The organism is Stenotrophomonas sp. Sm2128 (assembly GCF_030985535.1).
Taxonomy (GTDB): Bacteria; Pseudomonadota; Gammaproteobacteria; order Xanthomonadales; family Xanthomonadaceae; genus Stenotrophomonas; species Stenotrophomonas maltophilia.
Window position 1 is genome coordinate 1 of sequence record NZ_JAPTFQ010000009.1, and the last position, 22690, is coordinate 22690.

Here is a 22690-nt window from a genome sequence, read left to right on the forward strand (position 1 = left end):
CCCCCCCGGCTCTCCCTGATGCGGGAATCGGTGCCCTTGACCCGCTCTTCCGACGTGACCAACATGCGCCATCACCGCTGATGGATCACCGCGATGTACCGCACCCTGGCCGTTGCATTGCTCTGCACGCTGTTTGCGATCCCACCCGTTTCGGCGCTTGAAACTGCCGGCGATCTTTCCAAGCAGCTCAGCACCCAACTGCAGACCAACCGCGAACGCTACGGCATCGCCGGCCAGGCGGTACTGGTCGCCCACAACGGTCAGGTGCTGTACCAGGGCGCCAGCGGTGAACGTGATCCCGCTACCCATGCGCCCGCCACCGTCGAGACCATCTTCGCCGCGCAGTCGATGGCCAAGCTGCTGACCAGCACGCTGGTGATGCAGTTGGTCGACCAGGGCAAGGTGGATCTGGATGCACCGGCCAGCCGCTATGTGCCGGACCTGCCTGCAGCATGGCAGGCAATCCACGTGCGCGATTTCCTCAACCACAGCTCGGGTATCGGCGAGTACTACGATCGTGTCGACAACCGTTGGGTCAGCAAGGGCTACCCCGGTGTAGCCCCTGACCTTGGCGCTGCACTGAAGGTAGCCGGCGCGACACCGATGCAGTTCGCCACCGGCAGCCGCGTGCAGTACACCCAGGCCAACTACCTGGTGCTGACGGCGTTGCTGCAAGCGCACTACCGCAAGCCCTACCCGGCCATCGCTCGCGAACGCATCCTGCAACCGCTGAAGATGACCAGCACCTCGTGGGGCGTTGCCAGCGTGCCAGCCAAGCGCGCGGCGGTGCCTTACACCGGCAAGGACGGCCAGCTGCAGCCGGCCAATGAAGATGCCTGGCCGGACTACGGCTGGGGCCATGCCGATCTGCAGACCACCGTGGGCGACATGAACCGTTTCCTGCAGGCGCTGGCGAGCGGAAAGCTGGTGCGCACGGCGACCCTGGAAAAGCTCTGGCAGCCGCAGAAACTGAGCGGTGGCGGCAGCAATTTCTTCTCCACCGGTTGGGACACCACCCGAAGCGACGACTACACCCAGGTCGGCCATGACGGCGGCACCCGCGTACGTGCCCGGCTGGCCTACAAGGGCACGCTGGCCAGTGGCTACTGGATGTTCGTGTACCTGACCAACGGCAGCGCCCGCAATGTCTGGTCCAGCACGCTGGTGGAGAGCACGATGGCGGTGGTTGCGCCCGGGGAGTTTCCGCACGCTGTGCTGTCCGAGCGGCTGATCGGCTATGCGCTGGATGACAGCACCGATGCGAAACCGCGAATGCGTAGCTGGCTGCGCGACAGCAATGGCGTTCCCACCGATGAACTGGAACGTGCGATCAATGCCGATGGCTATGCCATCCGCGAGAGTCTGGGTGCCAGCAAGGCACTGAAAGTGTTCGCGCTCAACGCCGAGTTGTATCCGGATTCGGCCAACGCGTGGGACAGCCTGGCCGAGTGCCATGCGGCATTGGGCGATGCAGAGATTGCCAAGGCGCTGTACGCGAAGGCCAAGGCGCTGGCGAAGCCCTCGCCCTAAACCCTGCTGCAGAGCCGAGCCCATGCTCGGCTGCTCTTCGTTGCGATCTCAGGAGACCCGCGCTGCGCGCGATAGCCGAGCATGGACTCGGCTCTACATGGATGTTGCGGGCGGCCATACGTGAGCGACGGGTGACGTGACGCCGCCGACCTATTAACTTGCGCGCCACTTTGGTGGTTTACAGCATTCCCGCATGTCGCTCTCGTCGTACCGCCCCACCCCCTCGCTGCTGTTCCTGGCCGTTTCCCTCGGCCTCTCTTCCACCGCCGCTGCGGCCCCACAGGCCACCACGCTGGATGCCGTGCAGGTCACCGCTGCCGCCGATGCCAGCGCGCAGGCGCGCGAGGCGCTGAAGCGCGTGCCCGGCGCCAGCAACCTGATCGACGTGGCCAAGGCCGACAGCCGACTGTCCACCAGCGCCGATGTGCTGGCCTACCAGCCGGGTATCAGCGCGCAGTCGCCGGGTAATGAGGGCACCAAGATCTCGATCCGTGGCTCGGGCATCAACCGGGGCCCGGGCGCGCACGCCTCGGGTATTGCGGTGTCGATCGACGGCCTGCCACTGACCGGCCCGGGGGGCACGCCCTACGAGCTGCTGGAACCGCTGTGGCTGTCGCGCGTGGAAGTCCTGCGCGGCGCCAACGGCTTCGAGCGCGGTGCGTTGGCGCTGGGTGGTGCCATCGACTACGTCAGCCGCAGCGGTCGTGATTCGGCGGGCGTGCAGCTGCACTACGAAGCCGGCAGCCGTGGCTACCAGAAGCGCGGCATCAGCTGGGGCGACGTCAGTGGTGATGTCGACTACTTCCTGGCCTACACCGATACCGAATTCGACGGTTACCAGCGTCATGCGCGCGGCGACGGCAAGGGTGCGATGGCGAATGTGGGATGGCAGATCACGCCCGACCTGCAGACGCGCTTCTTTGTGCGCTATCGCGAAACCAATCATGAAACGCCCGGCCGCCTGACCCGCGATCAGATCCGCAACGATCCGCGTGCCGCGAATGCGGCCAACCTGGCCATCGATGCACGTCGCCCGCAGCCGGGCAGCACCTGGGTGGGCAACGTCACCACGCTGCAGATCGATGAGGACTCCTCGTTGCAGGCCGGGCTGGTCTATCACAAGTACCCGATGGACTTGAACGAGAGCCTGTACCGGCAGCAGCTGGACTACGCCAACCTCAACGCCACGCTGGACTACCGCCGCCGCCATCGGCTGTTCGGCCTGGACAGCGAGACCACGGTCGGCCTGCGCGTCACCCACGATCTGGACGCCGATGTGCGCGAGTCGCTGCGCTTTGCCAGCAACGGCTATGCCGCCGGTACGCGCACGCGTGACTTCCGGCACCACGGCACCGACAGCACGCTGCACGTCAGCAACACCCTGGCGTTGAACGACCGTCTGCGCATGCAGACCGGGCTGGCGCTGATCAACACCCGCCGCGATGTGCAGGTGACCTGGCCAAGCAGCGGTGGCCGCCTGCGCGACCACGACTGGGACTATGCGCCGCGACTGGGCTTCACTTGGCAGCACAGCGCCCAGACCCAGTGGTTCGGCAACCTCAGCCGCTCGGTGGAGGCGCCACATCCGTGGTCGATGATCTGGGGCTCGAACCAGTACTTCGGGCCGGGCAATGGCCCGTCCAGCGGCCGCCAGCGCGCGCCGGTGCCGATGCAGAACCAGACCGCCACCACGCTGGAACTGGGCGCGCGCGGTGACGCCGCGCTGGGCCGCTGGGAACTGACCGGCTACTACGCTCACGTGAACCACGAACTGCTGAGCGTCGAACTGCAACCGGTGCCGAACCTGTTCATCGCCGAGAACAACGCCAGCCCCACCGTTCACCGCGGCATCGAGGCCGGATTGGACAGCACGCTGTGGCAGGCTGCACCGGGCCGCCTGTCGCTGCGCCAGGCGTATACCTTCAGCGATTTCCGCTATCGCCACGACGCGCGTTTCGGCAGCAACCGCCTGCCCGGCCTGCCGCGCCACGCCTACCAGGCCGAGCTGCGCTTCGATCATGCATCCGGCCTGTACGCCGCGCTCAATACCGAATACGCCTCGCGCATCGCCGTCGACTACGCCAACAGCTACTGGGCTGACAGCCATGTAATCTTCGGCAGCCGCATCGGCTACGACGCACCCGGTGGCCGCTGGCAGGCCTGGGCGGAGATGCGCAACCTCGGCAACCGCCACTACGCCGCCACGGTCACGCCGGGCTACGACGACGCAGGCAGGGATATTGCCCGCTCGACGCCAGGCGAAGGCCGTGGCATCTACGCTGGTGTGCGTTTGCGGTTTGACTGATGACCGCAGGCGGCGCCGGGTGTGATCCGGCGCCGTCGTTCCAGGATCAGCCGATACGCCAGGCCGGCAGGCGCTCGCTGCGCTTCCAGATGGAAGGTGCGAAACCAATCAACGCCAGCGCCGCCAGCCACTTCGGTGAGGTGTTGAGCAGTGTCGAGGTAAGCGAACCATCGACAGGGGCGGCCATTTCCTGCCACGGGTTGTAGCCCAGGTAGACGACGCTGCCAGCCCACCACAGCAATGCCACACCGACACCCATCAGCAACAGAGCCAGCGTGCGGCAGGTCCAGCGCTGCGAGGTGGTGCCCCACTCGCGGGACGCCGCTACCAGCAGGCCCACCACCAGCAGCGACACCAGTGCAACCAGCCCGATATCGACCTTGTGCCCGATACGCTCATAGCTGCAGGCGCGGCATCGCGCCTCTTCCGCGGCAGTGGCGGCTTCGGCGCCATCGGCCTGCCGGGCTCCGGGCTGCGCCAGCGCTGCAAACGGCATCAGTACCGCCAGCAGCGTCACCATGATCCAACGAAACAACGTCCTGTTCCTGCGTGCAGCGACATCCATGCGCTCTTCCTCGTCAGTGGTTGTACGTCCAGGGCCGCAGTATGCGGCCGTCCCATACGCCGCCCAGACCCCGTTCCGGGTTCGGCCATCCAGCGTCCTTGTTCCCGATGCAGCACGACAAGCTCCCGGTAGACGAAATCGTCGGGACACGAATCCCAGGCGACCGCAATCATAGCCCACTGCCCATCGACGCTGAAAACAGGCCGGGTCAGATAGGCGACGTGGTCGTATGTCCGAGTCGGCCCATGCACCGTTGCCCCGCACCCCTGCTCCCACAGCGCTCGAAGCCCCGCGCCGTCCATCCGCTGCGCACCGGCCAATGCGGCCGCAGGCACTGGCGTGGACCGGCGATTGGCGGGAACCAGGTCCGGCTGCAGCTGCAACCGCAGCGCATGGATGTCCGGCGACCACCAATCGTCCAGCGGCAGGACCAGATCGTCCACCTCCTGGCAGATGGAGGCACTGCTGCCCGGCCAGCAATAGGGCAAGGTCTGCTCCATCACGTAGATGTCCTCCCCCACCGGGTCGGTCAACTGCGGCTGTTCCTGCGAGCGCCATTGATCAACGCGCGTGGACGGTGTCTGCGGTGCGCTGGGCACCTCGCTCAGCGACGATGGCAGAACTGGCGTTGGCTGCGGCACTGGTGGGGGTGGAGGGGGGAATGGGGGGCTCTGCCGGATCGCCAGCGCCATCGCCTCCGCCTGCATCTGCGCTGTTCCCAGGTTGATCGGTAGCCGACCGATCTCCTGCTGCCACCTCGGGCGCAGGCTGCAGATCCCGGCCATGAGCGCCAAGGCCGACAGCGCCGCCGCCAGCGACGCAATGCGTCGCCAGGTGATCCGTTGTCGGCAGTCACGGTCTGGCTTGAACGAGGTATCTGTCATCACGACTCCGCCAACGCGGGCCACAGGCCGTGTCCAACGCCCATATGGCGGACAGGCTCCACTCGAATACGCTCCCAGCCGCCCTTCCTGCGATGCAGAAGGTAGAGGACACGCATCGCCGTTCCTCCACTGCACAGATCCGAGGCGACCGATGCCATTGCCCAGTTCCCGTCCAGGCTGAACACAGGACGCTGCAGATAGACAACGCCCAGATCCGGATTGCCCGGGCCACCCGTGCATCCCTCGATACCGCGCGCGCGCCGTTGCTGAAGCTCGTCCCACGTCATCCGTTGCGCCCGCACGTGTGCAAGCTCGAACGCGAGATCGGGTACCCGTGAAGCCCGGCGGTTCGCAACCTGCAGCATCGACTCCAGATGCCGCTGCAGTTGAAAGGACGCCGCACTGTCATCATCGCGCCACTCGACCACGCTGTGACGAACCTGGCAGACCGGGGCGGGATATCCTTCACCGCAGGAAGGCGCAGTCCATTCCATCACAGCGAATGGAATGTCGGGCTCCCAGCTGGGCGGCTCGAAGGGTGCTGGCGCGACGTCTTCCAACCGCACCGCTGCGGTCACGAACCCACTGTTACCGGCCAGCATCGGGGAGGAGACTCCCTTCATTGGAGTCGGTGGAACCGGCGGCTTTCCTGGCGGTGTCGGTCGCAGGTCGATGAGCTCTGCCATCACTTCGGCCTGCATCCGTGCCGTTCCCAGATTGATCGGCGGCGGGCCGACTTCCCGCCGCCACTGCGGGCGCACGCTGGCCAGCAGCGCTACGACCGCAACCATCGATAGAACGACCGTTGTGGCCAGGACGCGTTTCCGTGCAATGCGCTGTCGCATGAAGATCCTGGAAAAGGGAAGCACAGAGGAAACGGTGGCGCCGGTCAACGCGACGATCATGGCCACCGCGTGCGCGGCCAGCCGCACGCACGACTTCACTGCCGCGGCTTCTGGGCAACTTCAATGCACTGATGGAAAAATGGCGCGAGTTCTTCATGCCGCCGCCAGCGGGCGCGTGGCATTGCGGCCAGGGACCTCAGAAACCTGATACTGCATGCGGACATCCTTGCCGGGCACGCGTAGGCGGTGGTGGACGGATTCTAGCGCGATGGGGCCGTGGGTCCATCACCCACAGGCCGCACTGGCGCCGGCCTTGTACCCGCGCGCCGGCGGCTGGATTATGATTTTCCACCAGAAGAGCTATGCGCCACGGCATGCACGCCTCCCAGTTCACCCGCGCCACCGCGCTCGTGATGTTCGTTCCAATGATTGGCCTCGCCGGTTGGGGTTCGTGGTTTGGTAGCCGCTGCTTCAGCGATGGCTGCCTCGGCGTCCTGGTGGCATGGCTTGCCGCCGTGGCCACCTTTGCGGTGCAGGCGTTGCTGGTGCTCCCGACGCATGCCTGGGCCCTCAAGCGGCAGGGATCCCCCGCCTCCCGCAGCTACCTGCGTTGGGTTGGCGCGTCGGCCATCGCTGCCTTCCTGCCCATCGTGCTCGGCTGGGGCTACCTGATGATCTTCCGATGACCTGCTGCGCGTCTTCCGCACACGTATAGCCGGATCAAGGAGGCGCGGCGGCCTTCAGCAACTGCGCGGCCACCTGGTCGAACGGGGCGATGTCCTGCAGTGCGCGGCACATCGCCACGGCGCCTTCCACGCTGGCGATCACCAGGCTGGCCAGTCCATCCGCCGCCGCAGGTTCGTGGCCGTCGGCAATGAAGGCTGCGGCCAGATGCCCCTGCCAGCGCACGAACACCTCTGCGGCGGCCACGCGCGGTTGGCTGGTAACCGCCTCGACCGGCTCTTCGACGGCAGCGGCCAGCACCGGACAACCCGCGCGGAAACCGGACCGCAGCAGGCGCTCGCGCCACATCGCCAGGAACTGCTGCAGGCCCTGCACGGCCCCGCCCTTCAACAACTCAACGAGAAGCGCCTCCACCTTGTCGCCAGCCATGTGGGTGGCGCGCGCCAGCAGCTCCTGCTTGCCGCCGGGAAAGTGGTGATAGGTGGAACCCAGCGGCGCCTCGGCCAGCTTGGTCACCTCACGGATGCTGGTGGCATTGAGACCCACGCGCGCCAGCATCTGTGCCGCAGCATCAATCACGCGTTGTGGCGCATCAGAGGGGCGCGGGCTCACGGCAGGCTCCTTGCCAGGACAGTCGCCATACATTAGCGTACCGGCGATTCTATAACAGTCGTCATAACCATGAATCTCTGGTTCCGCCTGCTCCACCTGCTGCTGTGCAGCCTGTTCCGGCCGAAGCTGGAGGCGCCGTTCGGGGTCTCGCGGCTGCAGTTCCGGGTACTGCCCAACGACCTGGACAGCAACCTGCACATGACCAACGGCCGCTACTGGAACATCTTCGATCTGGGCCGGCTGGACCTGATCCTGCGCATGGGCCTGGGCCGGGTGGCGCTGCGCGAGAAGTGGGCGCCGATCGTCGGCGCCGGCACCATCCAGTTCCGCCGCGAACTGAAGCCGTTCCAGCACTTCACCTTGGAAACGCGCCTGGTCGGCTGGGTCGGCTCGCGCGGCATCATGGAGCAGCGCGTGCTGATCGGGCCCGAGCAGAAGATCGCCACCCGTGCGCTGCTGGTCACCGGCATCTACGACCGTCGCGCGCGCCAGTTCCTGGGCATGCCTAAGATGATGGAAGCGATCGGCGTGGTTGCCCCGCCCTCGCCGCCGCTCAGTGCAGCCGCCGAGGCGCTGCTGGCGGCCGACGCGGCGTTGAAGCAGGACGACGCCTGAGCTTCAGATGGCGGCTATCTGCATGGGGTGATTTCCCCCGCGACGCTGGCGGCCCGCGCTGCAGTTGGATGTCGCACCCGATCGGCATAGCCGATCCGCTGGTGATCAGTTTCCATGCTCCAGCGCGCGTTTGACCGCTGCCTCGGCCAACGGCGCCATCACCGCATAGCCCTTCGCCGTGGGATGCACGCCATCCTCGGCCAGCTGCGGATCGAGCCCTCCGGCGGCATTGGCCATCGGCGTGTAGTAGTCCAGATAGACCAGCTGCTGTGCATCGGCATAGCGCTTCAATGCCGCGTTCAATGCGCGCACCTTGGGCGCAGGTGCCGTGCCCGGCAGCCACGGGTAATCGCTGACCGGCAGCACCGATGCCAGCACCACGGCGATGCCATGTGCACGCGCCAGGTCCACCATCGCGTGCAGGTTGTCCTCGATCATCGCCTGCGTGGACGGGCCGGTGTTGCCGGCAATGTCGTTGGTGCCGGCCAGGATCACCACCACCTGTGGCTTCAGTGCCAGCACGTCCTGCGGGAAGCGCACCAGCATCTGCGCCGTGGTCTGGCCACTGATGCCACGGTTGAGCCAGCCCTTGCCGGGGAAGAATCCAGCGCTGCCTTCCGCACCCCAGCCTTCGGTGATCGAGTCGCCGAAGAACACCACGCGCGGCTGGCCCGGCACTGCCGCAGGCAGTTGCGCGTTGGCATCACGATAGCGCTGCAGCTCCGGAAAATCGGCCAGGCGCTGCTGCATGAAACGAACCTCGTCGGGGCGCAACTGGTCGATGGGCGTCTGCAGCAGCGGATTGACTGCGACGGCTTCGGCGGCACCCAGCGGAGAAGCCAACGCGAGGCCCAACGTCACGACGGTTGCAGCGGCAAGCTCAACAGGTCCACGCATGCGGGTACTCCTGAAATCATCTTGCGCAGTCTAACGCCCTGCCCTGTGCTCAGCGTGCAGCCGTACGCGCCGCCACACCGGTCACCTTCGCCGGCATCCACATGCCCGGCGTCCAGCCGCTGGCGGCCAGGATCGTTTTCGGGTTGTCCTGCTGGATCAGCGCACGCACCGCATCACGCTTGTCCTTGGCCTGCAGGTAATAGGCCTTGGCGATGCGGTAACCCACCCAGTACCCCAGGTCGTAGGGTTCCTGCGAGCCAGGCTTGTAGTTGTACAGCCACGGCGACAGATCGGTGCTGTCCAGATCCAGCGCGAACGCGCTTTCGATATGCACTTCCCGGCCACGGGTCCAGGCCGCGTGACGCCCATTGCCGACGTTGCCGGAAATCAGCTCGGTGATGAATTCGGCGATGCCCTCGCCCAGCGAAACACGCAGCACTGTCGCGCGCGGGTCACCCGGCTCGAAGTCGATCAGGCCGGTCTGCTGGATGTGCACGTATTCGTGTGCGATCACATGCACGAAGCGATCCTGCACATTGGAATTCATGAAGTCGGCCGCGCACAGCGCTTCCAGACCAACGATCACGCCGCTTTTCGAGGTCAGCCCGACCGGCCGGCCGCGGCCCACCGCGATGGTCACCGGTGGGAACCGGGTCTGCGGGTAGATCGCCTGCAGGTTGGAAAACACCTGCGTCAGGCGTTGCTTCACCGCGGGCAGTTCGGCCAGGCAGTTTCGTCCCTGTGCATACAGCTCGGGCTGGCTGGCGATGGACTCGGCAATGCGTTCGGGAGTGACCCGGCGCGACTTGGCCAGTTCGGCCAGGCCGGCCGACCCCTCGGCCAGGTATCCACGCAGCTGCGCAACGCTGGGTTTACCGCCGGCGCTGTCATAAAGTGCATAGAAACGGCTGACATCCTCGGTGAGGATCTGCGGCCCTGCCGGTACCGCTGCGGTGGCCACGCCTACCGCCCCGGCACAGGCCAGGGCCAACAGGCCGCGCAGGATCATGAACATCGCTCCGTCCTTGGTGGAGTGCATGCGAAGCGCGCAATCTATCACTCCGCCCGGCCCACTGCAGCAGGCGGATGCGGGCGCACCGGCGCTGTGCCAGACTCGCTTCGGCACCTGCCATGGAAGATGGAGCACCGCACGATGATGATCGTTCCCGCGTACTGGGCCGAAGCCCGCCTGCAGGCCCGTTTCCGTGGCCGGCCGGTGGTCGTGCGCCGCTTCGGCTGGTCCGACGAAGGCCCTGCCGAGGCGCAGGTGCACGCCGATCGCCGCGCCAACGAAGCCCTCAATGCCATCCTCGCCGGGCAGGCGCTTCCGCGACGCGAAGTGCGCAGCAACTACGGCGTGGAGGGCGTGCCGATCCGCGAGCAGATCGTGCAGCGCGACGGCGACGTCATCATTACACGCAACAGCTACGGTGCGCTGTGCCTGAACACCCCGGACGTGCTGTTCGCCGACATAGATCATGCGCAGCCACCTGCCGGTTGCGTGATGCCTGCAATCATCGCCGCAGTGCTGCTGTTCGCTGGCGCCGTCATCGGCACTCTGCTCTGGCACTGGCTGGTGGGACTGGTGCTGGGGGTGGCAGCGGTGCTGCTGGTCAACACGGCGATGCTGATGCAGCGCAAGCGGCGCCTGGCCGCGGCCGGTGGCGCCGAAGGCGTGGCCCTGCAGCGGGTCGCGGCCTTCAGCGAACAGCATCCGGACTGGCATCTGCGTACGTACCGCACGCCGGCTGGATTGCGCGTGCTGGCCATGCACGCCACGTTCCTGCCCGAAGACGAGCAGCTGCAGGCGTTCTTCAGAACGCTGGGCGCCGACACCCTGTACGCGCGCATGTGCCGGCTGCAGCACTGCTTCCGTGCGCGCCTGACACCAAAGCCGTGGCGCGTTGGCCTGAGGTACCGCATCCGTCCGCCGGTGGCCGCGTGGTCAGCCGAGCAGGCCAACAACCCGGATCGCCTGGCCTGGATTGCCGAGTACGAAAAGAAGAGTGCCGGCTTCGCCGCGTGCGCCTACCTGCGCAGTTTCGGTGATACCACGCGCATCCATGCCAAGGCCGAGCACGTGCGCGAACTGCATGACCGGTTGGCGCATGCGCAGGACCGCCTGCCGCTGGCGTGAGCTCGGGTGCTCAATCAGCGCTCTGCACGAACGGCTGCCCTGCCAGGGTAGTGCCCAGCCGCACCGCAATCTGCTGTTCACCCTTCTCGAAGGTCGTCGCGCACTGCTTCCCGCCCTTCTGGCACCCCACTTCCGGAAAGCCCTCCAGCGATTCCGGCGCGCCCTGCGCCGGCTTCACCTGCCATCCCGCAGCATCCAGCAGGCGCTTGGCCTTGGCGTAGGGCATGCCGGCGATGATCCCCAGCTGCGCCAGCTCGGTGGGCAGCGACTGGGCATGGGCGTTTGAAACCAGGACCAACGACAACGTTGCAGCAAGAACGATGGCTTTCATTGCACCGACCCGGGACGAACTCACAGGGCCAGCCTAGCCCATCTGCGTGGCACGCGAATGTGCCGGTAACACGTCGTTACCGAGTCTCCACAGTTGATTGCAGAGCACGTGCGGCTGGTTACAGCCGAGCGTGGGCTCGGCGCTACAGCAGGATGCTGGAAGGCCACCCGGAGGTGGCCTTCCTGTTCCCTCACTTGGCGTTCTTCACGTAGGTGTCGAACCAGTTCAGCATTTCCGACACCAGCTGCTCGTTCGACTCCAGCGCGGTGTACCAGTGCGGTTCGTTCGGTAGCATCACCAGGCGGGTGGTGCCGCCGTTGCCACGAATGGCCTGGTACAGCTTGCGCGACTGGAACGGCTCGGTGCCCGGGTTGGCGTCGTCCTCGCCGTGGACCAGCAGCAGCGGCAGCTTGATCTTGTCGGCATAGAAGAACGGCGAGGCCTTCAGGTATACGTCCTGCGCCTGCCAGACCGAGCGGCGTTCGTTCTGGAAGCCGAACGGGGTGAAGGTCTTGTTGTACGAACCGCTGGTCGCCACGCCGGCCTTGAACAGCTTGGTGTGCGCGATCAGGTTGGCGGTCATCAGGCCGCCGTGGCTGTGACCGGTCACGCCGATGCGGTTGCGGTCGACCACGCCCATGTCCACGGCCTTGTCCACCGCCGCCTTGGCGTCGGCTTCCAGCTGCTCCAGGTAGGTGTCGTAGGCGTTCTTCGGGTCACCCACGATCGGGAACGAGGCGTTGTCGATGATCGCGTAGCCGGCCAGCAGCATCAGGCGGTACGGCTGCAGACGGGTGAAGGTCTGCTGCGAACCGGACACCTGGCCGGCCTGCGCGGCATTGGCGAAGTCGGCCGGGTACGCATACAGGATCGCCGGCACGCGCTGGCCTTCCTTGTAGCCCGGCGGCGTGTACAGGGTGAACGACAGGTCCACGCCATCGGCACGCTTGTAGGTCACCAGCTGCTTCTTGATCTGGCGCACTTCCGGGGTCGGGTCGACCAGCTTGGTCAGCGCGGTCGCGGTGGACGCGAACTGCGCCTCGCCGGCCTTCGCATCAGCCACTGCCTCACCCTGCTGGCGGATGAAGGCATTCGGCGGATCGATCACCGACTGGTGCCAGGTCAGGTAGCGCCCCGGCGTGCTGCTGAAACCGAGGAACTGTTCGTAGGCGTCGGCACTGCTGCGGAACAGGCGCTCGCTCTTCAGGGTGCCCAGGTCCAGGCGGTCCAGGAACGGACGGTCGCCCTGCGGCGACGCGCCACGGCCGCTGAGGAACACATGGTTGCCCTCACGGCGCACCACCTGCGCGCCATTCGGCAGGCGGGTAAAGACCAGGTTGCCGGGGTTGCCATACAGCTCGTCGCTGGACATGTCCCACAGCAGGCGGCCTTCCTTCTTCGGCTGGTCCACATCGACGATGCGGGTCTGCATCCAGTGGCGGTTCTCGTCGTTCTCGTACTGGAACGCCACGGCCGGATCGGCGGTCCACGCGAAGCCCTCAAATCGCTGCGCGGTACGGGTGATTTCGGTCGGCTTGCCGTTGAACGGGGCCTTCAGCATCAGCACGCGGTCGCGGTGCGGCACGTTGACCTTCCAGTCGCCCTTGTCCAGTGCCTCGGCATAGACCAGGGTGGCTGGATCGGTGGCACGCCAGTCGAAGCCACGCGGGCCTTCCGGCACGCCATGCACCGGTACGCGATCGGCCAGCGGCAGGCTGGCAATCGGCGTGGATTTGCCGCTGGCGATGTCCAGCACGGCCACGTCGTTGGCGAAGCGCTGGTAGGTCACCGCATGCGAGTACGGCGCCTTGATCGATTCGGTCAGCACGTGCACGCCATCGGGTGCGGCGCTGACTTCGTTGAACAGCGCCGGCTGCCCGACCGGACGCACGCTGTTGGCGGCGGTATCGACCACGGCCAGCTGCGAGGCACCGTAATAAGCGAACAGCTTCTCGTCATGCACGCTGGTCAGCGTGTCGCGGGCCTCGTAGGTGCTGCTCTCGCCACTGCTGCCCAGCGACTCCTGTGCATCCGGGCCGGTCGGTACGCCGCCGTTGGAAGGTGCCGGGCCCTGGTTGGCCGGTACGAGTTTCACCAGCAGGTTCTGGCTGCCGCCCAGCCACTGCACGGTGTAGCCGAAGATCGGGTTCAGCTGCACATTCGGCACCTGCTTCACCTGCCCGGTGGCCGCATCGCCCACCCACAGCTGCACGCTGGTATCAACCGCATTCTGGAAGGCGAAATGGCTGCCATCGGCCGACCACAGCGCGCCGGTGGCGCAGCCCTGCGGCAGGTTGACCTTGGTTTCCTTGCCGCTGCCGATGTCGACCAGGGTGAAGTCGGCCACGCAGGCCGGAATGCCGTAGCCACCGGGCGTGTCATGGCGGCTGCGGTTCTTCGGCTCCAGGCGCACGCCGGCCAGCTTCAGGTACGGCTGGGCGACGCGGCTGATCGACGGGTAGGTTTGCGCGGTGGTCAGCAGCAGGCGCTGGCCGCCCGGGGCCACGTTCGGCGCCGGCGGCGGCGGTGCCTTCAACACCTTGAGCAGGTGTTCCGGCGGCTTCGCGTAATCGGCAAGCGCCGGGCCAGCGGCCAGCAGGCCGACGGTGGCAACGGCAACCGCCGCTGCCAGAGAGGTTCGACGGATGAGCATCCTTATCCCCTGGGGTGTGAATGGGCGCCCGGAATCGGGCATGGACCCGAATCTAGCACCGCAGGGGTTGTCGTGAATGGGCCGGAAGGACTAGTGGCCGGATGGGGCAAAGTGCGGCTCCGGGAGGTGCCGGGGAACTGCCGGCACCTGCCAGGCATGGCCTGGCACTACTGCTGCGCGTGCAGGTCCCAGGTGGCCAGGTAGTCGGGGTCGACCACGATCATGCCGCTGGTGCGCATGCGGTACTCGCCGGGTTCGGCTGGTTGGTACTGGTCCAGCATCGGTGGCAGGTAGCGCTCGTGGCCATCATTCTCGTCGGCCAGCACCACGCCCTCGTCGGCGCTGATGCGCAGCACCGTGCCGGCGTACTGCTCCAGCCCCTTTACCTGACCGTCGCCGCCATAGCGGGTAACCCCGACCAGTACGACCTTGCCGATCATTTCTTCCGCCTTGGCATCGTCCAAGGTCGGCAGAATGGGAGTGAATTCGTCGCTCATCGGTGCACCTCCGTAGCCTGCAGGACATCGTGGATGAGGTTTCCGCTTCGCAGTGCGCGTCGCTGGCAGCCGAGCAGGTACCCAGCCTGGAGCCTCTGCATCGAGAGTGCCAGTACGCCCATGAACCCAAGGGTTCCTGCAGCAGGATGCTGCCATCGCAGGCGGAAGGGACAGGTGAAGGCCGAAATCGGTCCCCGCCGGTCAGAGGGTTGCGCCTGCACCCACGCTAGAATGCACGCATGCGCACCGTACATGCCCTCCGCTACATCACGCCCTTGCGGGAAGGTGGCTCCCTGCCGGCCGTGGTCGAGACCGACGACGACGGCATGGCCGTGCTGAAGTTCCGTGGCGCCGGCCAGGGCCCGAAAGCGTTGATCGCCGAGCTGATCGCCGGCGAGATGGCACGCACGCTGGGCCTGCCGATTCCGGAAATCCTGTTCGTCGAGCTGGACCGCGAGTTCGCCCGCACCGAGCCCGACCCGGAAATCCAGGAGCTGATCCGCGCCAGCGAGGGCCTGAACCTGGGCCTGGACTATCTGCCCGGCGCGATCAATTACGATCCGGCGGCAATGCCGGTGGATCCAGACCTCGCCTCGCGCATCGTCTGGTTCGATGCGTTCACCAGCAATGTCGATCGCACCACCCGCAACCCCAACCTGATGGTATGGCATCGAAAGCTGTACCTGATCGACCACGGTGCGGCCATGTACTTCCATCACGACTGGGCCAACGCCGGCGATGCCTGCGAAAAGCCGTTCGTGTTGATCCGCGATCATGTGCTGCTGTCGTTCGCCAGTCGCATCGCCGAGGTGGATGCCGAGCTGGCCGCGCGCCTGACCGATGCCGAGATCGAACGCATCGTCGGCCTGGTGCCGGACAGCTGGCTGGTCAACGAGCCGGCGTTCGACAGCGCCCAAGCCTACCGCCAGGGTTACATCGATTATCTCAAGCACCGCCTGAAAGTGCGTGCGGTGTTCGTGCAGGAGGCCATCCGTGCCCACGCTGCACACGTATGACTATGCGGTCATCCGCGTGGTACCGCGGGTGGAACGCGAGGAGTTCATCAACGTCGGGGTGATCGTCTCCTGCCCTGGCGCGCGCCATCTGGAAGCGGCCATCGAGATCGATCCTGCGCGCCTGCGTGCCTTCGCGCCGGCGTTGGACCAGGAGGCGCTGCAACCATGGCTGGATGCGATCGTGGCCATCTGCCGCGGCGACGCCAGCGCCGGGCCGATCGCGCAACTGCCCGCGCGTGCCCGCTTCCACTTCCTTACCGCCAAGCGCAGCTCGATCGTGCAGATGTCGAGCACGCATGTGGGCCGCACGGCGGACCCTGCGGGTGTGGTGGAACACTTGATGACGAAGATGGTGCGGGTACCGGAATGACCGGCACCTGCCGCGTTCACAGCGGCACTCTACGCGCGATGTAGTTGACCACGTTGCCGATCGCATCCGGATCGACATTGGCCAGGCCAACGATCACATAGCCCAGTGCGGGCATCACCACGATGGCACTGTTCGATCCGGGCGCACCGCCTTCATGGCCATACTGGTGTTCCCTGCCCTCGCCCTGCACCACGAAGCCGAATCCATACCAGCCCTTGTGGTTCTGCGCGGTGGTGGCCTGCTTCAGCAATGCGGGCGAGACCAGCTTTCCGCTTTGCAGTGCCCCGGCGAATTTCACCATGTCGGCCACCGTGCTGTAGCCACCACCGGCTGACATGCCGCGCCAGGGCAGCGACTTCGTTTCACGGACCCATTGCCCATCCTTCTTCGAGTAGGCGACGGCTCGCTGCGGGACGTTCACTGATTCCGGCTCGAAGCCGGTGCCGGTCATGCCCGCCGGGCGCAGGATGTGCTCGTCCACATAGGCGTAGTACGACTGCCCCGAAACCGCTTCGATGATGCGCCCCAATACGATGAAGCCATAGTTGGAGTAGCTGTCCTGGCTGCCCGGCGTGAACTGCGGCGCATCCTTGGCAAAGCGCTGCACGTAGTCATCCAGCGTCTTCAACGACGCGGAATACTGCTCGAAATCGTCGCCGAAGAAATCACCCAGACCGCTGGTATGTGACAGCAGATGGCGTACGGTCACGCTGTTGGCTACCACCCTGTTCGGATAGTCCGGCAGGAACTTGCCTATCGTGTCATCAAGGCTGAGCTTGCCCTCCTGCATCAGCTGCAGGATGGCCACTGCAGTGAACATCTTGTTGGAGGACGCAAGGCGGAACTGCGTATCCACGCCCACTGGAATGCCAGCGGTACGATCGGCCTCGCCACCGCGCCAGTCCAGCGGCACCTTGCCGTTCCGTGCCACCTGCAATGCACCCGACAGCGCGTCCTGAGCCCGCAGCGCCTCCAGTTTTGCTGTGGCATCGGCCATCAGCGCGGGCACAGCAACCCGTTCCGGCTTGTACTTGTCCGGCGTATCAGTGCCCTCGATCTGGAACTGCTTCACGTGCGACGGGTTGGCCGGGTCCATGACCGCCGTCACCCACATCGCACGTTCGCTCAGCTGGCCCATTACCAGCAGCTTCGCCTGGCTGGGCGCGCGCTCGAGTGTTTCCAGCACGTTCAGCGGGCCGGTGCTCTCGCGGAACTCGAGATAGTCCTTGGGAGTGCTGCCCTCCTGCTTCGCATATCTGTCGGCAAATGCCTGCAACCCCTCGAGGCTGCCTGCATTGAAGGCCGCAAGCCAGTCATCGATGGCATCCTGCGCACGTGGATGTTCGCGCTCGGAAGATGCTGCGCCAACTGCCGGAAACGCCGACGTGGCACCCAGGATCAAACAGGCCAACGCATTGCAGAGAAACAGGCGTCCAACAGCCTTCATGGCAATTCCTTTGCGGGTATCCCTGGGCGCATCCTAGACGATGGATCGGCCCGCCGCATCCACGCTAGGGACTCTGCCGCAACACCTCGACGGTGACGTTGAATGCCTCGATGCGCGGCCATTCGTCCCGTTCGTACGGCAGCGACTCCACCCCCATGCCGATCTGATACCGCACCGTATCCGGGCCGTCGCGCCAGTAGTACGGCGCGCCATTGCTCCAGCCGCAACAGACGTAGCGCAATGCAGGCATGCCAAATGTCTCGCGCAGATAGGCTTCCACCTGCGCCGCCTGGGCACCTGAAACACGATAGTGGGCTTCCATGGGTTTGATGTAGGACGCGTCATCCTGGCTGCAACCTACATACTGCAGTCCCGGAGGCTTCCGGCCCATCGCCTGCAGGAAATCCTGGCATTCGATATCAGGTCGCGCCAGGCCGTCCGTGCGCCCTTGCACCTCCCACTCGGCCAACGCCTGCGCAGGTATCTGCTGCGCAAGCACGCTGGCGCTGGAAAAGGACGCCAGCAGCAGGAAGCGGGTGGCATGCTGCGGCAACGGGAGAGAGATCACGGGGCGAGTCCTTCGCATGGGAACACGGGAATACTGATCGATGCCACGCTATCGCCGTGCCATCGACTGCTCAGTGAAACGCGCCACGCAGAAGTCCAGGAAGCTGCGCAGCTTGGGGGTCAGCTGGCGGTCGCGCGGATACACCAGGTTGATCCAGGTCGATACCGGCACATGGTCCGGCAGCACTTCCACCAGTTCACCACGTGCCAGCGCAGCGGCAAGCATTTCGTAGGGCTGCAGGATCAACCCCAGACCACCCACGGCCGCTGTCAGCAGCGGCTCGGCCTGGTTGACCATGAAGCGGCTGGACACCGGGACGGTAAGCACGCTGCCATCGGCATCGCGGAAACTCCAGCGCGTGCGGATGATCGAATGCGCGAAGCCCAGGCACTCGTGCCGGCTCAGATCATTGGGATGGGTGATGGCCGGGCGCGAAGCCAAATAGTCCGGCGAGGCACACAGGACCAGCGGATACGGCCCCAGCCGCCGTGCCACCAGCCCGCTGTCGGCCAGGTCACCGGTACGGAACACCAGGTCGTAGCCGTCCTCGACGATGTCCACCAGGCTGTTGGACAGGTTCAGATCGACCTGCACATCCGGGTACTGCTGCATGTAAGCCACCACCGCCGGGCCGAGCGCGTGCACGCCGAAGGTGACCGGCGCGCTGATGCGCAGGCGCCCCATCGGCCGTCCACGCGCCACTTCCGCCAATTCCTCGGCGCCCTCCACTTCCTCCAGGATCACCCGCGCCCGCGCCAAGTAGGCCTGGCCGAAGTCGGTCAGGCTCTGCTTTCGCGTGGTGCGGTTGAGCAGGCGCACGCCCAGATGCTGCTCCAGCGCTTGGATGTGCTTGCCGACCAGCTGCGGCGACACGTCCAATGCCTCGGCAGCGGCGGCGAAGGAGCCGACCTCGGCCACCTTGGCGAAGGTCCGCAGGGGAACGATCAGGTCCATTGCAAAAAATTGCTTTTCAATGAAACGCCAGATTACCCCTTATTCTGGTTGCAGACTACGCGCACAGTAGCGGTCACCCTTTCGCCGGCGCCCTCGTCGGCCCTTTCTCGGAGCCCCCCATGAGCCAGGTTGTCCGCATCCACGAATATGGCACCGCCGATGTGCTGCGCATCGACGATATCGACGTTCCCGCCCCCTCCGCCGACGAAGTCCAGATCCGGGTCAAGGCGATCGGCCTGAACCGCGCCGAGGTGATGTTCCGCAACGGCGCCTATCTGCAGGAAGCGCAGTTCCCCAGCCGGCTGGGCTACGAAGCGGCCGGCGTGGTCGAAGCCATCGGCAGTGCGGTGAGCGGCTTCGCTGCAGGCGATGCGGTCAGCGTGATACCGCCGCTGGACATCGCGCGCTGGGGCACCTATGGCGAGCTGGCCAACGTGCCCGCGCAACTGGTGGTCAAGCATCCGCAGGCACTGGGCTTCGAAACGGCGGCCGCGGTGTGGATGCAGTACGTCACCGCTTGGGGCGCGCTGCTGCAACAGGCACATCTGGCCGCCGGGGATTTCGTCATCATCACCGCTGCCAGCAGCAGCGTCGGCCTAGCCGCGATCCAGATCGCCAACGCGGTGGGCGCCACGCCGATCGCGGTCACCCGTGGCCCGGGCAAGCGCCAGGCGTTGCTCGATGCCGGCGCCGCCCACGTCATCGCCACCCAGGAGCAGGATCTGGTGGCCGAAGTGGCACGCATCACCAGCGGTGCCGGTGCCCGCGTGGTGTTCGATCCAATCGGTGGCCCGCAGTTCGTTCCGCTGACCGAAGCGATGGCGCGTGGCGGCATCCTGCTGGAATACGGCGCGCTGAGCAGTGAACCCACGCCGTTCCCGTTGTTCAATGTGCTGGGCAAGTCGCTGACGCTGAAGGGCTATCTGTACTCGGAAATCGTCTCCGACGATGCCGCGTTGGCCCGTGCCAAGGCATTCATCGTCGATGGCCTGGACAAGGGCACGCTGGCGCCGAAAATTGCCAAGGTGTTCCCGTTTGCGCAGATCCAGGAAGCACACCGTTACCTGGAATCGAACGAGCAAATCGGCAAGGTGGTGGTCACGGTGTAATCCCGTGTCGTGCAATGGAGGCGGCCCACCGCCCCCATTGCGGTTACCTCGGCAACGCAAACGCCATCACGTAATCGCCGTTCGGGGTTTCCATGAAATGGTGGCCGCCGGCCATGATCACCACGTACTGGCGCCCGCCCTGCTCGTACACCATCGGGTTGGCCTGGCCGCCGGCAGGCAGCTTGGCGTGCCAAAGCTCCTTGCCGGTCTTCAGGTCGATGGCGCGCAGCAGGTCATCGGTGGCGGCGGCGATGAAGATCAGGCCGCTGGCGGTCACTACCGAACCGCCGTTGTTCGGCGTGCCGATCTCGATCGGCAGGCCGGAACGGATGCCGAACGGTCCGTTGCCGCGCGCACTGCCAAACGGACGGTCCCACAGCAGTTTGCCGGTGCGCAGGTCGATGGCACGGATACCGCCATAGGGCGGCTGCTTGCACAGCAGGCCAGTGAACGGCAGCCGCCAGCCGGCGTTGACCTGGATGGCGTAGGGCGTACCCACCTGCGGGTCGCCCGCGCCTTCGGCACCGCCCTTCTCGAACCAGACCTTCTCGCGCGGCAGCCAGCCCAGCCGGTCGGCCTCCGCGCGTGGCACCAGCCGGTTGTAGTTGGGCATGTCGTTGTAGTTGGCCACGATCACGCCGCGGCGCGTATCGATGGACACGCTGCCCCAGTCCGAGCCGCCGTTGTAGCCGGGATACTCGATGGAATGTCGCTCGCTGCTCGGCGGCGTGTAGAACCCTTCGTAGTACGCCTTGCGGAACTGGATGCGGCAGACCAGCTGGTCAATCGGGGTGATGCCCCACATGTCACGCTCGGTCAGGTCATGTTCGCGGCGCAGCGTGTGGTACAGCGAAAACAGCTGGGTGGGAGAACGCTGCTCGGGTTCGACGCCGCCGACCGGCACCTTGCGCTCTTCGGCGGCAGTCAGGAGCTGGCCGTTGCGGCGATCGAGGATGTACATGTCACCTTGCTTGGTCGGCAGCAGGATCGCCGGCACCTTGCCCGCCGCCGTCGGGTAGTCGATCAGGCTGGCCTGCGAACCCAGGTCGTAGTCCCACACATCCTTGCGCACCGCCTGGAAATGCCAGACCGGCTTGCCGGTGGCCACGTCGATCGCCACCAGCGAGGTCGCGTAGCGGTTCTGGTTCTCCGTGCGCGAGCCACTCCAGTAATCGCCCGCGGCATTGCCCAGCGGCAGGTAGACCAGGCCCAGCGCCTCATCACCGGTGGCGGTGGTCCACATGTTGGGCGTGCCCCGCGTGTAGGTCTGCTCGCGCGGCGGCAGACCGCTGCGCTCGGGCTGGTCCATGTCCCACGCCCAGCGCAGCTTGCCGGTGATGGCGTCGTACGCCTGGATCACGCCCGACGGCGCATCGCGGCGCTGCCCGTCCAGCACCTGGTGGCCGGTCACGATCACGCCGCGCACGATGGCCGGCGGCGAGTTGATCGACACGTAGCCCGGTGGCACCTCGCCCATGCCCAGGGTGATGTCGACCTGGCCGTTGTTGCCGAAGTTGGCGCAGGGGCGGCCGCTGTCCGCGTCCACCGCGATGATGCGACCGTCCAGCGTGCCTTCAATGATGCGCGCCCAGCACGCCGGTCGACTGCCCGGTGCAGCGCTGCGGGTGACGCTGGGAGGCGGTTCCGGCAACGCCAGATCAGCGGCAACATCGGCCAATGCCGCGTCGGCAAGGGTCGGCGTGCTGGGCTGTTCGTAATAACTCACACCACGACAGGCAGCGGTATAGGGAATCGAGGCATCCTTCACCTTTGGATCGAACCGCCACAGTTCCTTGCCGCTGCCAGCATCAAGCGCGATCAGGCGGTTGCGCGCGGTGCACAGGTACAGCCGATCGCCGATCTTCAGCGGCGTGGTTTCCGCGCCCCAGCGCTTCTTCGGCATATCGCCGGTACGGAACTGCCAGGCCGGCTGCAGCGTGGCCACATTGGCCGGGGTGATCTGCTGCAGTGGCGAATAGCGGGTACCCGCATTGCTGCGGCCCCACGCCGGCCAGTCGCCCTCGGCGGGCTGGTCAGCCGGCTGCAGGCCCGTGGTATCGCGCGTAGGTTCCAGTCCGGCGCTGACCGCGCCTTCCGGGAACGGCTGATGCCCATCCACTTCACCATGCGGCGCGAAAGCCAGGCCGAAGGCGGCCACGAACACAAGCATCAGTACGCCCGCCACGCTGCGCGACAGGCGTTTTGAAACCGGCTCGCGCAGTGTCGGCGCCAGCAGCGCCAGCACGATGCCGAGCGCAGTCACCAGCCCGAGCCGCGGTACCCAGCGCCAGTAGTCGCTGCCCGATTCCCACCAGGTCCATAGCAGCGTGCCGACGAACACCAGCGCATACAGCAGCGCGCCGCTGCGGCGGTTGCCGAACAACAGGATTCCGCTGGCCAGCAGGCCGAGCCCGGCGATGGCGTAGTACGCCGAGCCACCCAGGCTGAGCAGCCACCCACCGAGGCCACCGATGACCAGGCCGAGCACGACCAGCAGCAGCGACAGCACGGTGACGAGGGGATGCCGGGAGGCGCGGACGGGAGCAGGAGCGGACTGCGGCGTGGCGGACATCGTCGATCTCCGGGGGCAGCATGCGCCGTTATCCCACCGCCTGCGTGAAGCGCGCGCGTATGCGTGGCACCCGGATACGACGACGCCGGCACAGGGCCG

Annotated in this window: 21 protein-coding genes; 8 read left to right on the forward strand and 13 right to left on the reverse strand. The window is 66.1% G+C overall.

The genetic code is table 11. The features are described 5' to 3' along the window. Window positions 1–93 precede the first annotated feature (93 nt). Both O0K41_RS04380 and O0K41_RS04385 read left to right on the forward strand, forming a co-directional pair. Entirely contained in the window at window positions 94–1530 is a 1437-nt protein-coding gene (locus O0K41_RS04380; RefSeq protein ID WP_164222209.1) for a serine hydrolase domain-containing protein, read from the forward strand. A gap of 193 nt (window positions 1531–1723) precedes the next feature. Continuing rightward, the gene (locus O0K41_RS04385) at window positions 1724–3835 is read left to right on the forward strand and encodes a TonB-dependent receptor (RefSeq protein WP_164222208.1); all 2112 of its coding nucleotides are present in this window, start codon (window positions 1724–1726) and stop codon (window positions 3833–3835) included. Between the two features lie 46 nt (window positions 3836–3881). On the opposite strand, the gene O0K41_RS04390 is transcribed toward O0K41_RS04385, so the two are convergent. From O0K41_RS04390 to O0K41_RS04400, 3 genes are read right to left on the reverse strand one after another with little or no spacing between them, the layout of a single operon-like run. Beyond that, window positions 3882–4400 (reverse strand): hypothetical protein, encoded by a 519-nt coding sequence (locus O0K41_RS04390; protein ID WP_164222206.1) that lies wholly within the window; start codon window positions 4398–4400, stop codon window positions 3882–3884. Continuing rightward, the gene (locus O0K41_RS04395) at window positions 4349–5284 is read right to left on the reverse strand and encodes a hypothetical protein (protein WP_164222204.1); all 936 of its coding nucleotides are present in this window, start codon (window positions 5282–5284) and stop codon (window positions 4349–4351) included. The genes O0K41_RS04390 and O0K41_RS04395 overlap by 52 nt, the downstream gene beginning before the upstream one ends. Then, window positions 5284–6189, reverse strand: a complete 906-nt coding sequence (locus O0K41_RS04400) for an energy transducer TonB (protein WP_239503563.1) — start codon at window positions 6187–6189, stop codon at window positions 5284–5286. The genes O0K41_RS04395 and O0K41_RS04400 overlap by 1 nt, the downstream gene beginning before the upstream one ends. 314 nt (window positions 6190–6503) lie before the next feature. On the opposite strand from O0K41_RS04400, the gene O0K41_RS04405 reads away from it, so the two are divergent. After that, window positions 6504–6815 (forward strand): hypothetical protein, encoded by a 312-nt coding sequence (locus O0K41_RS04405; RefSeq protein ID WP_237398654.1) that lies wholly within the window; start codon window positions 6504–6506, stop codon window positions 6813–6815. Window positions 6816–6849: 34 nt separating this feature from the next. Here the strand turns inward: O0K41_RS04405 and O0K41_RS04410 are convergent, their stop codons facing one another. Continuing rightward, complete coding sequence (locus O0K41_RS04410; protein ID WP_065183680.1) at window positions 6850–7425, reverse strand: TetR/AcrR family transcriptional regulator; 576 nt, start codon at window positions 7423–7425, stop codon at window positions 6850–6852. Between the two features lie 69 nt (window positions 7426–7494). On the opposite strand from O0K41_RS04410, the gene O0K41_RS04415 reads away from it, so the two are divergent. Further along, window positions 7495–8040, forward strand: a complete 546-nt coding sequence (locus O0K41_RS04415) for a thioesterase family protein (protein ID WP_164222202.1) — start codon at window positions 7495–7497, stop codon at window positions 8038–8040. 105 nt (window positions 8041–8145) lie between these two features. On the opposite strand, the gene O0K41_RS04420 is transcribed toward O0K41_RS04415, so the two are convergent. Beyond that, window positions 8146–8937 (reverse strand): SGNH/GDSL hydrolase family protein, encoded by a 792-nt coding sequence (locus O0K41_RS04420; protein WP_088436576.1) that lies wholly within the window; start codon window positions 8935–8937, stop codon window positions 8146–8148. A gap of 49 nt (window positions 8938–8986) precedes the next feature. Continuing rightward, window positions 8987–9952, reverse strand: coding sequence for a DUF2268 domain-containing putative Zn-dependent protease (locus O0K41_RS04425; RefSeq protein WP_049449019.1), 966 nt, complete (start codon window positions 9950–9952; stop codon window positions 8987–8989). A gap of 138 nt (window positions 9953–10090) precedes the next feature. On the opposite strand from O0K41_RS04425, the gene O0K41_RS04430 reads away from it, so the two are divergent. Then, the gene (locus O0K41_RS04430; protein WP_024957218.1) at window positions 10091–11074 is read left to right on the forward strand and encodes a hypothetical protein; all 984 of its coding nucleotides are present in this window, start codon (window positions 10091–10093) and stop codon (window positions 11072–11074) included. 10 nt (window positions 11075–11084) lie between these two features. Here O0K41_RS04430 and O0K41_RS04435 read toward each other — a convergent pair whose 3' ends face one another. The 3 genes from O0K41_RS04435 to O0K41_RS04445 form a co-directional block, all read right to left on the reverse strand. After that, complete coding sequence (locus O0K41_RS04435; RefSeq protein WP_005410210.1) at window positions 11085–11405, reverse strand: hypothetical protein; 321 nt, start codon at window positions 11403–11405, stop codon at window positions 11085–11087. Between the two features lie 190 nt (window positions 11406–11595). Further along, window positions 11596–14058, reverse strand: a complete 2463-nt coding sequence (locus tag O0K41_RS04440) for a prolyl oligopeptidase family serine peptidase (RefSeq protein WP_164222200.1) — start codon at window positions 14056–14058, stop codon at window positions 11596–11598. A gap of 167 nt (window positions 14059–14225) precedes the next feature. Next, complete coding sequence (locus O0K41_RS04445; RefSeq protein WP_005413891.1) at window positions 14226–14555, reverse strand: hypothetical protein; 330 nt, start codon at window positions 14553–14555, stop codon at window positions 14226–14228. A 239-nt stretch (window positions 14556–14794) separates the two neighbouring features. On the opposite strand from O0K41_RS04445, the gene O0K41_RS04450 reads away from it, so the two are divergent. Both O0K41_RS04450 and O0K41_RS04455 read left to right on the forward strand, forming a co-directional pair. Further along, the gene (locus O0K41_RS04450) at window positions 14795–15571 is read left to right on the forward strand and encodes a HipA family kinase (protein WP_164255479.1); all 777 of its coding nucleotides are present in this window, start codon (window positions 14795–14797) and stop codon (window positions 15569–15571) included. Then, the gene (locus O0K41_RS04455) at window positions 15549–15941 is read left to right on the forward strand and encodes a DUF3037 domain-containing protein (RefSeq protein ID WP_005413894.1); all 393 of its coding nucleotides are present in this window, start codon (window positions 15549–15551) and stop codon (window positions 15939–15941) included. The genes O0K41_RS04450 and O0K41_RS04455 overlap by 23 nt, the downstream gene beginning before the upstream one ends. Window positions 15942–15957: 16 nt before the next feature. On the opposite strand, the gene O0K41_RS04460 is transcribed toward O0K41_RS04455, so the two are convergent. From O0K41_RS04460 to O0K41_RS04470, 3 genes are all read right to left on the reverse strand, one after another. Beyond that, a complete protein-coding gene (locus O0K41_RS04460) occupies window positions 15958–17388 on the reverse strand; it encodes a serine hydrolase domain-containing protein (protein ID WP_164222196.1) in 1431 nt (476 codons plus the stop codon). 64 nt (window positions 17389–17452) lie between these two features. Continuing rightward, window positions 17453–17956, reverse strand: a complete 504-nt coding sequence (locus O0K41_RS04465) for a DUF4952 domain-containing protein (protein ID WP_239503562.1) — start codon at window positions 17954–17956, stop codon at window positions 17453–17455. A 48-nt stretch (window positions 17957–18004) separates the two neighbouring features. Then, on the reverse strand, window positions 18005–18910 hold the full coding sequence (locus tag O0K41_RS04470; RefSeq protein ID WP_164222194.1) for a LysR family transcriptional regulator: 906 nt from the start codon (window positions 18908–18910) through the stop codon (window positions 18005–18007). A 119-nt stretch (window positions 18911–19029) separates the two neighbouring features. Between O0K41_RS04470 and O0K41_RS04475 the strand changes: the two genes are divergently transcribed. After that, window positions 19030–20019 carry a zinc-dependent alcohol dehydrogenase family protein gene (locus O0K41_RS04475; protein WP_005413898.1) on the forward strand — a complete coding sequence of 330 codons (990 nt, stop codon included), beginning with the start codon at window positions 19030–19032 and terminating at the stop codon, window positions 20017–20019. Window positions 20020–20062: 43 nt separating this feature from the next. Here O0K41_RS04475 and O0K41_RS04480 read toward each other — a convergent pair whose 3' ends face one another. Further along, entirely contained in the window at window positions 20063–22591 is a 2529-nt protein-coding gene (locus O0K41_RS04480) for a membrane-bound PQQ-dependent dehydrogenase, glucose/quinate/shikimate family (RefSeq protein ID WP_088436573.1), read from the reverse strand. Window positions 22592–22690: the final 99 nt, after the last annotated feature.